The sequence below is a fragment of the Hydrogenovibrio sp. genome (assembly GCF_049975065.1).
In the GTDB taxonomy this organism is placed as follows: Bacteria; Pseudomonadota; Gammaproteobacteria; order Thiomicrospirales; family Thiomicrospiraceae; genus Hydrogenovibrio.
This window is the reverse complement of record NZ_JBNGDN010000061.1, coordinates 1-12162: the sequence shown is the minus strand read 5'-3', so window position 1 is coordinate 12162 and position 12162 is coordinate 1. Positions and strand designations below refer to the sequence as shown.

Annotated in this window: 14 protein-coding genes and 1 pseudogene; 12 read left to right on the top strand and 3 right to left on the bottom strand. The window is 50.2% G+C overall.

What is annotated here, in order from left to right:
- Both ACP5D0_RS07770 and ACP5D0_RS07765 read left to right on the top strand, forming a co-directional pair.
- Positions 1 to 216: pseudogene (locus ACP5D0_RS07770) on the top strand (fructose-1,6-bisphosphate aldolase); the annotation flags it as partial.
- Positions 217 to 300: 84 nt separating this feature from the next.
- On the top strand, positions 301 to 531 hold the full coding sequence (locus ACP5D0_RS07765) for a hypothetical protein (RefSeq protein ID WP_472365096.1): 231 nt from the start codon (positions 301 to 303) through the stop codon (positions 529 to 531).
- Here ACP5D0_RS07765 and bioD read toward each other — a convergent pair.
- From bioD to ACP5D0_RS07750, 3 genes are read right to left on the bottom strand one after another with little or no spacing between them, the layout of a single operon-like run.
- Positions 528 to 1250 carry a dethiobiotin synthase gene (gene bioD / locus ACP5D0_RS07760; protein WP_472365095.1) on the bottom strand — a complete coding sequence of 241 codons (723 nt, stop codon included), beginning with the start codon at positions 1248 to 1250 and terminating at the stop codon, positions 528 to 530. The genes ACP5D0_RS07765 and bioD overlap by 4 nt on opposite strands.
- A gap of 17 nt (positions 1251 to 1267) precedes the next feature.
- Entirely contained in the window at positions 1268 to 2155 is an 888-nt protein-coding gene (locus tag ACP5D0_RS07755) for a phosphoribosylaminoimidazolesuccinocarboxamide synthase (RefSeq protein WP_472365094.1), read from the bottom strand.
- Between the two features lie 13 nt (positions 2156 to 2168).
- Entirely contained in the window at positions 2169 to 2600 is a 432-nt protein-coding gene (locus tag ACP5D0_RS07750; protein ID WP_472365093.1) for a phosphate-starvation-inducible PsiE family protein, read from the bottom strand.
- A 255-nt stretch (positions 2601 to 2855) separates the two neighbouring features.
- On the opposite strand from ACP5D0_RS07750, the gene rpe reads away from it, so the two are divergent.
- The 10 genes from rpe (at position 2856) to ACP5D0_RS07700 (ending at position 11964) form a co-directional block, all read left to right on the top strand.
- Entirely contained in the window at positions 2856 to 3560 is a 705-nt protein-coding gene (rpe, locus tag ACP5D0_RS07745) for a ribulose-phosphate 3-epimerase (protein ID WP_472365092.1), read from the top strand.
- 140 nt (positions 3561 to 3700) lie between these two features.
- Positions 3701 to 4384, top strand: a complete 684-nt coding sequence (locus ACP5D0_RS07740; protein WP_472365091.1) for a phosphoglycolate phosphatase — start codon at positions 3701 to 3703, stop codon at positions 4382 to 4384.
- 173 nt (positions 4385 to 4557) lie between these two features.
- Positions 4558 to 6063, top strand: a complete 1506-nt coding sequence (gene trpE, locus ACP5D0_RS07735; RefSeq protein ID WP_472365090.1) for an anthranilate synthase component I — start codon at positions 4558 to 4560, stop codon at positions 6061 to 6063.
- A gap of 19 nt (positions 6064 to 6082) precedes the next feature.
- The gene (locus ACP5D0_RS07730; RefSeq protein WP_472365097.1) at positions 6083 to 6679 is read left to right on the top strand and encodes an anthranilate synthase component II; all 597 of its coding nucleotides are present in this window, start codon (positions 6083 to 6085) and stop codon (positions 6677 to 6679) included.
- 27 nt (positions 6680 to 6706) lie between these two features.
- Positions 6707 to 7729, top strand: a complete 1023-nt coding sequence (gene trpD / locus ACP5D0_RS07725; protein WP_472365089.1) for an anthranilate phosphoribosyltransferase — start codon at positions 6707 to 6709, stop codon at positions 7727 to 7729.
- 128 nt (positions 7730 to 7857) lie between these two features.
- Entirely contained in the window at positions 7858 to 8661 is an 804-nt protein-coding gene (gene trpC, locus ACP5D0_RS07720) for an indole-3-glycerol phosphate synthase TrpC (protein WP_472365088.1), read from the top strand.
- Between the two features lie 305 nt (positions 8662 to 8966).
- Complete coding sequence (gene speD, locus ACP5D0_RS07715) at positions 8967 to 9461, top strand: adenosylmethionine decarboxylase (RefSeq protein WP_472365087.1); 495 nt, start codon at positions 8967 to 8969, stop codon at positions 9459 to 9461.
- Entirely contained in the window at positions 9454 to 10317 is an 864-nt protein-coding gene (speE, locus tag ACP5D0_RS07710) for a polyamine aminopropyltransferase (RefSeq protein ID WP_472365086.1), read from the top strand. Before speD ends, speE begins: the two co-directional genes overlap by 8 nt.
- Positions 10310 to 11509, top strand: coding sequence for a type III PLP-dependent enzyme (locus ACP5D0_RS07705; protein WP_472365085.1), 1200 nt, complete (start codon positions 10310 to 10312; stop codon positions 11507 to 11509). Before speE ends, ACP5D0_RS07705 begins: the two co-directional genes overlap by 8 nt.
- A 38-nt stretch (positions 11510 to 11547) precedes the next feature.
- Complete coding sequence (locus ACP5D0_RS07700) at positions 11548 to 11964, top strand: OsmC family protein (RefSeq protein ID WP_472365084.1); 417 nt, start codon at positions 11548 to 11550, stop codon at positions 11962 to 11964.
- Positions 11965 to 12162: the final 198 nt, after the last annotated feature.

The following is a 12162-nucleotide window of genomic DNA, read 5'->3' as shown; positions in this document are numbered from 1 at the left end:
TCTACCGGTGCGGTTCGTCAGCACTTGGAAGAAAACAAGTCTAACTTTGACCCACGTAAGTTCTTGAAAGCCGCAGAAGATGCCATGATGGGTATCTGTGAAGCGCGTTTCGAAGCGTTCGGTTGTGCCGGTCACGCCGATAAGATCAAGTCTCTTGGTCTGGAAGAAATGCAAGCTCGCTATGCAAACGGTTCTTTGGATCAGCGCGTTAAGTAAGTTAAACGCAAAGATTCAAACTCGAAAAGCCCGACTTTGGTCGGGCTTTTTTTATGTCTGCCCAAAAGTGAAGGGAGAAATGCAATGTGTATTGGAATTGGGCTCGCCTTGGCGTTTTTGCTGTGGTTTTACAGTGATGCGATGTTATCGGAATACGGGTTAACCGAGCAGATAGGGACAACCAGTATTGTGGTCGCCAATGGTTGGGAAATCGTTTGGACGCTCTGGCCGCTGGCGTTGTTGTTTATGGTGCTGGGTGGGGTCTTGGTGCTGCTGTTTTTGAAGGTTCGCGGAAGGCTGTCAGCAAAACGTTAAAGCTGGCCTGGGTAAACATGATAAGGCGTGTGGACGCTGGGATAAGCGACCAGCGACTGCAGATCGGTGAAGTTTTCCGGATCGGCGTTGTCGGACAGGTCGTTGAGCACGATTAAGGCAATCGTTTGATTCGCCGCTTCCAAGGCCCGGATCGTCAGTAAGGCATGATTCAGGCAGCCCAGCTTATTGCCGACGACGAGAACAACTGGCAGGCCTAAACGTTGAATTAAGTCCAGGTTATGTCCATCGGGCGTAAGCGGTGAATAAAGTCCGCCCGCGCCTTCCACCAACCGAAAGCGGCCTTTCGGCGCTTGGCAAGCCATTTCCAATTCGTTCAGTCCAATTGGTGCTCCGGCTTGCGAAATGGCACGCGCCGGTGAGATCGGGGGTTCAAAGCGATAAGGGCAGACCGTTTCCAAGTCGTCCGGGGTCTGGCTGGCGCGGTGTACCAAGTCGGCATCTTCCGATAGTAGGTGACCGTCCGGTTGCGGAAGACAACCCGAGGCAATGGGCTTTCTGGGCGAAATGGCCAGGCCTGGTCGTTTTTGCAAGAGATATTCCGCGATGCGGCAGGTGATGTAAGATTTGCCGATTTCCGTGTCGGTGCCTGTGATGAAGAAGCCGTCCGCGATACCAGCGTTTCGGTTCGATAAAGCAGGTAAATTGCTTAAAGACGCCGCGATAAAGACGTCCGCATAAGGAAGCAGTGAGTCGAACATAGGGTGCAAGGTGAGCCTTATGCATTTTCCATTAATCGAGCTTGGGCTTCTTGGTACTTCTGCAGCGTCATATCCACGACCTCTTGGGGCAGTTCTGGTCCGGGTGCGGTTTTGTTCCAGCCCAGTGATTCCAAGTAGTCGCGGATGTATTGCTTGTCGAAACTGTCTGGGTTTTTACCGACCTGATAGGTTTTGGCTGGCCAGAAGCGTGAGCTGTCTGGGGTCAGGGCTTCGTCGATCAAATGGATGACACCGTTTTCGTCTTCTCCGAATTCGAACTTGGTGTCGGCAATGATGATGCCGCGCTCCAGTGCGAATTCCGCGGCCATTTTATAGAGTGCCAAACTGTAGTCTTTCACCTGACGCGCCTTGTCTTCCCCGATCAGCTTCACCACGTCATCGTAAGCGATATTTTCATCGTGATCGCCGATTTCCGCTTTGGTGGATGGTGTGAACAGGGGTTCGGGGAGTTGCTCAGCTTTTTTTAAACCGGCCGGTAATTCGATGCCGCAGACGGTTTGGGTTTTCTTGTATTCTTTCCAACCGGAACCGACCAGATAACCGCGTACAATGGCCTCCACCGGCAGCGGTTTCAGTTTGCGCACAATCATGCCGCGCCCTTCCAGCGCTTGCAGTTCTTCAGGTGTCAAAAGATCGGCCAGTAGCAGGTCGCTGGCGAGTTGGTTCGGAAGAATGGACTCCGCCTTGTTCATCCAAAACAGCGCTGTGTCAGTCAGAATACGCCCTTTTCCTGGAATGGGAGTGGGGAGGACAACATCAAATGCTGAAATGCGATCTGTGGTGACAATTAACAGGTGCTTTTCGTCAATATCGTAAAGATCGCGCACCTTGCCACGATTAATCAAAGGCAAGCTCGTCAGGTCGGACTCATATAGTGGTTGCATGAAAGGCTCCTGTTCATTTTTTGGAAGGATCAGTCTGTTCCTGTACTGGCTTTCGGTCATTGTAAGGTAGGTTGATATGACCGTAACGTAATATCAGAACGGCCACTGCGATCATTAGCATGGTGCCTGCTACGGCAATCATTTCCCATTCGGTGAGGTTTTTCATGTCCAGTATCAGATAACGCGCTAGGGCGATAATGGCAATGTACATTGGAAAACGGATGGGCAGTTTTCCGGAGTCGAGATAGATGGCGACCATCGCAAGCACTTCCAAATAGAGAAATAACAACAACAGGTCGCCCAGCGTAACCTTCATGTTTTGAACCATAAACAAGACTTCTTGGATTCCGGCTATGATGGTGGCGATGGCGATGACGACCAGCCCAATGACTTCTGTCAAGCGGATGCCGCGCTTTAAATATCTGAGTTGTGGATAATGTTCCATAGTCATTCCTTAGTCGAGAGAGGGTCGCGCTATTCACCGACGGTGCGGTGAGAAAGGTGGCGATCGAATGAAACTGATTTTAAACGAAATAGCAGGGTAAGTTTAAAAAGATTTATCTCGTCTATTTCACGTCGCCCAAGGGTGAAATGTTTGAATAGGGGCGGTGAGCGCACGGCAGAATGTTTTCTTTTGTGCAGTGGTTTTGTCTGGTAAAATGCTGATATTCAATTTTAATGGAAATAAAGGGTTTATATCATGGCAAAGCATGAAAACTGGATTGCACCTTCCATCCTGTCCGCCGATTTCGCGCAGTTGGGTAACGATGTTAAAGACGTGATCGCCGCTGGGGCGGATGTGGTTCACTTTGATGTAATGGATAACCATTACGTTCCCAATCTGACCATCGGGCCATTGGTCTGCGAATCCTTAAAGAAATTTATGGATAAAGAAGGGGTGAAAGCGCCAATCGACGTGCACTTGATGGTCAAGCCGGTCGATCGCATTATTCCGGATTTCGCCAGCGCCGGTGCGGATTACATCACGTTTCATCCGGAAGCGTCCGAGCACATCGACCGTTCCTTGCAGTTGATCAAAGGCGAAGGCTGTAAAGCCGGTTTGGTCTTTAACCCAGCCACGTCTTTGAGCTACTTGGAACACGTTATGGATAAGATCGATATGATTTTGATCATGTCCGTTAACCCTGGCTTCGGCGGGCAGGCGTTTATTCCGGAAGCCTTGGAAAAATTGAAAGCGGCACGCAAACTGATCGACGAATCCGGTCGTGATGTTCGTTTGGAAATCGACGGTGGCGTGAAAGTGGAGAACATTGCCGAAGTCGCGGCCGCTGGGTGTGATACCTTTGTTTCCGGTTCCGGCATTTTCGGCAAAGCCAATGCGGCGGATGCTAATCGTTACAATACCGTGATTCAGCAGATGCGTGATGAGCTGGCGAAGGTCTAACGTTTTCAGTTAAAGCGGATAGTGCAGTTGCAAACGCCAGCTCTGTCTGGCGTTTTGCCGTTTTGAACAATGGAAAACTCAGATCCATCGGTTACGAGTTTTGAAAGAATAAATATTTGAATGATTGGAAGCCTAATTAGATGAGTCAACAAAAAATAAAACCGGGTTTTGTCCTGATCGATTTAGACGGTACTTTGATTGACAGTGTGCCGGATCTCGCTTATTGCGTCGATGAAATGATGAAGCAGTTGGACATGCCGTTACGCGGAGAAGACGCGGTGCGTAACTGGGTTGGAAACGGCGTTCAACGTTTAGTGGAACGTGCTTTGATTAATGATTTGGATGGCATGCCGGATCCCGATTTGATGGCCAAAGCCTATCCGCTGTATCTGTCGCTCTATCAGGAAAATACCTCCAAGCGCAGTTGTGTGTACGATGGGGTCATAGAGGGGCTGGATTGGATGAAAGCGCATGGTTATCGTCTGGCCTGTGTGACCAACAAAGCGGAAGCTTTTACGCTTCCTTTATTAAAAGACAAAGGGCTTTACGACTATTTTGAGGTCGTGGTGTCAGGCGATACTTGTGAAGAGAAAAAGCCGCATCCGATGCCGCTGCTGCATGCGGCAGAGCTGTTGCAAGTGACACCGGAAAATGCCTTGATGATCGGGGACTCTAAGTCCGATGTGAAAGCCGCACGAGCGGCTGGTTTTCACATTTTTTGTATGACTTACGGTTATAATCACGGCGAAGATATTCGAAATTACGAGCCGGATGCGGTGATGGATTCCTTTATGGAATTGTCGAATTATTTAGCGGCAGAATAATCCGCGCTAACACGAGTTTTAAAAGAAGATGCCCCGATTGTTGGATTACCTGAAAGCTTTTTTCCTAATTTTGACCAAGCCCTTTTGGTGCTCGTTTTCTGGACTGTATCGAACCTATTTATTGAAAAGGCTCGAAAGAGCCGAACGTTTGAAAGAAAAAGAGTCAGTACTCCATGAGTGATACCCACTTCCGTAACCTGTCTCGGCAGGGTTATAAAACCGCCCCGGTGATGCGAACCATCTTATCCGATTACGACACGCCCTTGAGTGTCTATCATAAGGTGGCCGCCCAGCCTCAAACCTACCTTCTGGAATCGGTTCAGGGCGGAGACAAATGGGGACGCTACTCGATTATTGGTTTGCCGTGCCGTAAGCGATTAGAAATCAGTGGTCACCAAATCACCTTGTTCGATGAGGGCGCTGCGGTAGAACAGCAGGTGTCCGATGATCCGCTGGCTTGGGTGGAAGCTTTTCAGTCTCGGTTTAAAGTGTTTAATCCACCAGGCCTGCCTACGTTTACGGGTGGGCTGGTCGGTTACTTCGGTTACGATACCGTGCGGTATGTCGAAGAGCGTCTGCGAGACACTGAGCCGACACGGGACGATATTCAAGTACCGGATATTCAGTTGCTGGTCTCGGAAGAGATTGTGGTGTTCGATAATCTCAGCGGTCAGGTGCATGTCATCGTACATGCCGATTTGTCGCAGCACAATGCCTATTCGCAAGCGCAAGCCCGCATCGAAGAAATCGTTACAATGATTAATCAGCCGATCCCTGTGCCGAATGATGTGCCGTGCGACTTTATTCCACAGGAAAGCGATTTTCAATCCAGTTTTGGTGAAGCGCCGTTTAAAGACGCTGTAGCAAAAATAAAAGAATACATTTTGTCCGGGGATGCGATGCAGGTCGTCATTTCGCAACAGATGTCGATTGACTTTAAGGCCTCTCCGATGGATTTGTATCGTGCCTTGCGTTATCTGAATCCGTCGCCCTATATGTTCTTCTTGGATTTTGGAGACCTTCAAGTCGTCGGTTCGTCACCGGAAATCCTGGTGCGTTTGGAAGATCACACCGTCACGGTGCGGCCGATCGCTGGTACGCGCCGCCGTGGTGTGACACTGGAAAAAGACAAGGCATTGGAAATCGATTTGCTGTCTGACCCGAAAGAGGTGGCCGAGCATTTGATGTTGATTGACTTAGGGCGTAATGACGTTGGTCGAATTTCCGATATTGGCTCGGTGACATTGACACAAAAGATGGTCGTTGAGCGCTATTCACACGTGATGCACATTGTTTCCAATGTCAATGGTCGTGCCAAGAAAGGCATGACACCGATCGACGTGTTGCGGGCGACCTTCCCGGCGGGCACCGTGTCCGGCGCGCCAAAAATCCGCGCCATGGAAATCATTGATGAGTTGGAGCCGGTCAAACGCGGCGTTTATGCCGGAGCGGTCGGTTATCTCGGCTGGCACGGCAATATGGATACCGCCATTGCGATTCGCACTGCGGTGATTAAAGACGGACGTCTGTTCGTGCAGGCCGGTGCGGGTATCGTGGCCGATTCGGTGCCGCAATCCGAATGGGACGAAACCATGAACAAAGGCCGCGCCATCTTCAAGGCGGTGGAATTCGTTTCCAAAGGGCTGAAGGCGGATAACCCTGATGTCGGGCATCGATAGTGTCGAAGGCGGAATAAATATGTTGTTGATGATTGATAATTACGATTCGTTTACCTATAACCTGGTGCAATACTTCGGTGAACTCGGCCAGCATGTCGATGTGCACCGCAACGATCAGATTGACCTGGAAACGATTGAGACCTTGAAGCCGGATTATCTGGTAATTTCCCCCGGTCCTTGTACGCCGAACGAAGCCGGTGTTTCGGTGGAAGCCATTAAACACTTCGCCGGTAAAGTACCGGTTTTAGGGGTTTGCCTCGGTCACCAGAGTATCGGTCAGGCCTTTGGCGGTAACATCGTTCGCGCCAAGGAAGTAATGCACGGCAAGACCTCGCCGGTGTATCATCACAATGTCGGGGTGTTCAATGGACTGCCAAATCCGGTGGAGACCACGCGTTATCATTCTCTAGTGATTGAGCAAGCCACCTTGCCGGACTGTCTGGAAATTACCGCTTGGACACAGAATGAAGCGGGTCAGATGGATGAAATCATGGGCGTGCGTCACAAGACCCTGCCGATTGAAGGGGTGCAGTTCCATCCGGAATCGATTTTGACGGATCAGGGGCATGCCATGCTGAAGAATTTTCTCGAACAAAAGGATCAGAAATCGGCTTGAAAGTCGGGGCGATTAAGAGGGGAGACTATGCAGTTAAAAGAATCGTTAGAACATCTATTGAAACATCGAGATCTAAGCTCCGAGCAAATGATTTCCGTTATGCGGCATATTATGTCCGGTGAAGCGACTCCCGCGCAAATCGGTGCTTTTTTAATGGCGTTGAGAATGAAAGGTGAGGCCATTGATGAAATTGCCGCCGCCGCACAAGTGATGCGAGAACTGGCGACGCCGGTACATATCTCCGATAAAACCCATCTTGTAGATACCTGCGGCACCGGCGGTGACGGTGCCAATACCTTCAATATTTCCACCGCTTCCGCCTTTGTGGTGGCCGCGGCCGGCGGTAAAGTCGCCAAACACGGTAACCGTTCCATCTCCAGTAAATCGGGCAGTGCCGACGTGTTGGAAGCCGCCGAAGCCAATCTGAACCTGAATGCAGACCAAGTGGCCGAATGTGTCGAGTCTGTCGGCGTCGGCTTTATGTTCGCACCCTTGCACCACAGTGCCATGAAGCACATGGTCAATGTCCGCAAGGAAATCGGGGTGCGAACGGTCTTCAACCTATTGGGGCCTTTGACCAATCCTGCTGAAGCGCCCGCGCAGGTACTGGGTGTTTATGACAAAGCCTTATTGCGGCCTTTTGCCGAAGTGTTGCACAAGCTGGGCGCACAGCACGTGATGGTGGTGCATGCCGATGACGGTTTGGATGAAGTCAGCATCGCCAGCCTGACCCAGGTGGTCGAATTGAAAAACGGTGAAATCACCGAATGGACCATTGACCCTTATGACTATGACATGGATCATCCGGATTTGGCTGACTTGGCGGTGGATTCCGCGCAAGACAGTTTGAACATCATTCATGCGGTGTTTGCCAACGATCACAGTGCGGCGGAAGACATCGTGTGCCTGAATGCTGGCGCGGCCATTTACGTGGCCGGATTGGCGCCCTCCTATCAGGAAGGCGTTGAGCGTGCGAAAATGGTGATTGCCGAAGGCAAGGCCCGTCAGAAACTGAACGAATTCATTCAAAAAACCCAAAGCTTCTTATAAGCGCCTTTAAACGAAAACGCCCAGGCCTGGCCGGTTTTGATATGACCGTTTGTGGGTCAACGTGCGGTTCGGATCGCATTGAAGCCGCCAGAGAAACCGATAAAAAGAATACAGTAAGAATAGAACCTATGAGCCAGACACCGGATATCCTGAAAAAAATCATTTTACGTAAGCTTGAAGAAATCCAGGCCGGTTGCGAGCGGATTCCATTGCGCGAAATGAAACAAAAAGCCTTGATGATGACCACTTCGCCAACACGAGGCTTTGCCGATGCGATGCAAGCCAAGTTGGACGCCGGTCAGTCGGCGGTGATTGCCGAAATCAAAAAAGCCTCGCCGAGCAAAGGCGTGTTGCGCGATCCCTTCAACCCGGTGGCGATTGCCCAAAGTTATGCCGAGCACGGCGCGGCCTGTTTGTCGGTGTTGACCGACCGGGATTTTTTCCAAGGCTCGAATGCGTATTTGCAACAAGTGCACGAGGCGGTGGATTTGCCGATTATTCGTAAAGACTTTATTGTGGACGACTATCAGGTGTATGAAGCGCGTGTCATGGGTGCCGACTGCATTTTGCTGATAGCCGCCGCCATCGGCGATGCGCAACTGTATGAGTTGACCGAAACCGCGATGCAACTGGGTCTGGACGTGCTGATTGAGGTTCACAACGAAGAAGAACTGGAGCGCGCCTTGCGCCTGCCGCTGCCGATGATCGGCATCAATAACCGCGATTTGCACACTTTTGATGTGTCACTTGACACCACCTTCCGTATGTTGGAAATGATCCCGGATGACCGAATTGTCATAACCGAAAGCGGTATTTTGGAACCTAAGGATGTGCAAGCCATGCGTGCCCATCAGGTCAACAGTTTTTTGGTCGGTGAAGCCTTTATGCGTGCTGAAAACCCCGGGGAAAAGCTGTCAACACTTTTCAGTTGAGTCGGTGCGGATACCTGCTTCCGGCGGCGGGCGCTAATCGCATGAAATATGAATGAAAATTCTGTTAAAAACACTTGCAACTTGGTGCAAAACCGGAATAATACCTTCTTCCTTTTTCACACAGAAACCTTCGGTTCGTCTTGACGGATTTTTAGGCAACAGACAGAAAAATGGTTATTGCCTCACGTGCGTGTTGCACGTGGCTGGGATTTACTGGAATCAGCCTTTGTTCAGTAAATTATATTTAATCATTCATCCGTATCACTTCTAATATTCTGTACGGGTGTTTCAATAAGGTGCCTCTTATGCCACATTCAGAAAACGTACTGGTCACGAGTAACGATTACTTTGAAGTCATCGAAAAAACAGCGGTGATTAATGACAACTGGCCGACACACGATCAAGCGATTGAAGACCAAACATTGGATCATTTTATTTGTCGTGATGGAAAAACCTTTGCCGGCACCCATTTGATTGCTGATTTTTGGGGCGCATCCGGCCTGGATAATCTGGAGTTAATGGAAAAAGCGTTGCGCGAAGGAGTTGAAAAAGCAAAAGCAACGCTGCTGCATATTCATTTGCACCATTTTACGCCCAACGGCGGCATTTCCGGTGTGGCCGTATTGGCCGAGTCGCACATCAGTGTCCACAGTTGGCCGGAACGGAATTATGCGGCGTTTGACGTTTTTATGTGTGGTGACTCCGAGCCGGAAAAAGCCATTGAAGTGTTAAAAGAAGCCTTTACGCCCGAACGAGTCGGTGTGGAAAATATTCTGCGGGGAGAAGTGATTGATGACTGAAACGCCCCCCACTTACCTGGAAACCCTCTATCCCGCTTGGGGGCAGCAGTTTGTGATGGATGAGGTGTTGTTTGAAGTCAATACCGGTCATCAGCATTTGGTCATTTTCAAAAATGAACAGTGGGGAAGGGTGATGGCGCTGGATGGCGTCATTCAGACCACCGAGAAGGATGAGTTTATTTACCATGAAATGATGACGCACGTGCCGATGTTGGCCCATGGGGACGCCAAAAAAGTGCTGATTATCGGTGGCGGTGACGGCGGTATTCTGCGGGAGGTGCTGAAGCACGAAACGGTGGAATCCGTCACCCAAGTGGAAATCGACCAGCAGGTCATTGATATGTGTGTGCAGTATTTACCGAATCATTCCGCTGGGGCTTTTTCCAACCCGAAAGCGACTATCGTGATTGCCGACGGTGTGGATTTTGTGAATGCCTGTACGGAAACGTTTGATGTGATTATTTCGGATTCCACCGACCCGATCGGGCCGGGCGAGGTGCTGTTTACGTCCCGCTTTTATCAGGGGATTCAACGTTGCCTGAATGTCGGCGGAGTCTTTGTCGCACAAAATGGTGTCAGTTTTTTACAAACTGATGAGGTTAAAACCACGTTTAACCGTTTATCGCCTTTATTTAGGGAAACCACGTTTTATGCGGCGGCTGTTCCCACTTATGTGGGTGGCATCATGACATTTGCCTGGGCGACTGACAATCTGGCGTTAAAAGAAGTGGATGTGGCTGTTTTGGAGGCGCGTTTCAGACAACAGAAGCTGAAAACGCGGTTTTATACACCGTCATTGCATCAAGGCAGTTTTGCCCTACCGCAATACATATTGGATGTTTTGAAAAATGGATAAGCAGTCAATTGTCGAGCAGTTTGCCGAAGAATCCCACCCGGATTTCTTGCAGGAGTTCGATCGCGCCAGCTTGGAAGAGCTGGTTGCAAAGCACGAAACCCCGTTTATGGTGCTGGATCTGGAAGAGGTGGATTATCAATACAAATCTCTTCAAGCCGCCTTGCCGGGAGTGAAATTGTTTTATGCCTTAAAATCACTGTCGCACCCTGAGTTAATTAAACGCCTGAAAACATTGGGCTGTCAGTTTGATCTTGCCACCAGTGGTGAGGTGGCGCTGGTGGAGTCGCTCGGAGTGAAAGGCGAACAGTGCATTCACACGCATCCGATTAAAAAGGATAAAGAGATTCAACGCGCTTTGGCGTTCGGTTGTACTCGCTTTGTGGTGGATAACTTTGAAGAAATTAAAAAGTTTTACCCCTATGCCGGTCAGGTGGAGTTGATTATTCGCGTGAGCTTTCGCAGTAAGCAAGCGGTGGTGGACTTGTCACGCAAGTTCGGCTGCTCGCTGGAAGAATTGCCTTTGTTGGTGGACATGGCCAATGGAAATGGTCTGGAGGTGGTGGGGCTGTCGTTTCATGTCGGTTCGCAATCACTTTCACCGGTGACGCAAGTGAATGCCATTCGTTCCAGCATTGCGGCCATGAAAGTCATGAACAGTGTGAATTGGAAGTTTCTCGACATTGGCGGCAGTTTCCCGGTGTCCTATCAGGAAGAGGTCATGCCGATTGCCGATTTTTGTGCCCCGGTGATGGAGGCGCTGTCCGAACTGCCGGAGCACATCGAAGTCTTTGCCGAGCCGGGTCGTTTTATTTCTGCGCCAACGATGATTGAAGTGGTGTCGGTGGTCGGTAAGGCCAAACGCGGTGCCCGTACTTGGTATTATCTGGATGATGGAGTTTACGGCGGTTTTAGCGGTCAAATATTCGATCATGCGTCTTACCCGATTGCCCCTTTAAAGCCGTTTGATCCTCTGGGAGAGTTTTTTCCAAGCGTGCTCGCAGGCCCCACTTGCGATTCCATTGATGTGGTGGCCGAAGACATCGAGTTGCCGGAGCTGGAAGTGGGGGATATTTTGGTCGGCAAGCGGATGGGGGCTTATACGTTGGCGTCAGCGACGGAGTTTAACTTTTATCCCAAACCGAAAGTGGTGGTGGTGGAAGATATTTTTGACCCAGAGACCGAAGCGTTTTAAGGTAAAATCTTACGAAAAGCGAACCGAAGGAAGGTGATATGACAGCTAAGGTGACCTGGCAAGGCGGCATGGCGTTTGAAGGCACAACCCAAAGCGGCCACAGCGTTTTGATGGATGCCGCGCCGGAGGTGGGGGGCGAAAACAAAGGTGCCCGTCCGATGGAGATGGTGCTGCTGGGGTTGGGCGGTTGCACCAGCATCGATGTGATGATGATGTTGCAGAAAAGCCAGCAGGAGGTCACCGATTGCCAGGTGGAGATCGCTTCCGAACGTTCCGACACCATTCCCAAAGTGTTCACCAAGATTCATGTCCACTTCAAAGTGAGCGGTCGGGATTTAAACCCTAAAAAGGTTGAACGGGCGGTGAACTTATCGGCGGAAAAATACTGCTCTGTGTCGAAAATGCTTGAGCATTCCGTTGAGATGCGTCACGACTTCGAAATCATTGAGGTTTGATCCGCTGAGCGAGCGTTAATGTAAATCAACGCAGTTCATTAAAACGCCCAGGCCTGGTAAGTTAACGTTTGCCAGGCCTGGGCGTTTTTTCGTTTCAGGCCGCTGGTTAAATCAGTCCAGTTCCGCCATTTTTTTCAACACCGCCAAGAAGGCTTGGCAGGCTTCGATGGAGGCGGTTTCGCTCATAGTGTGGTAGCC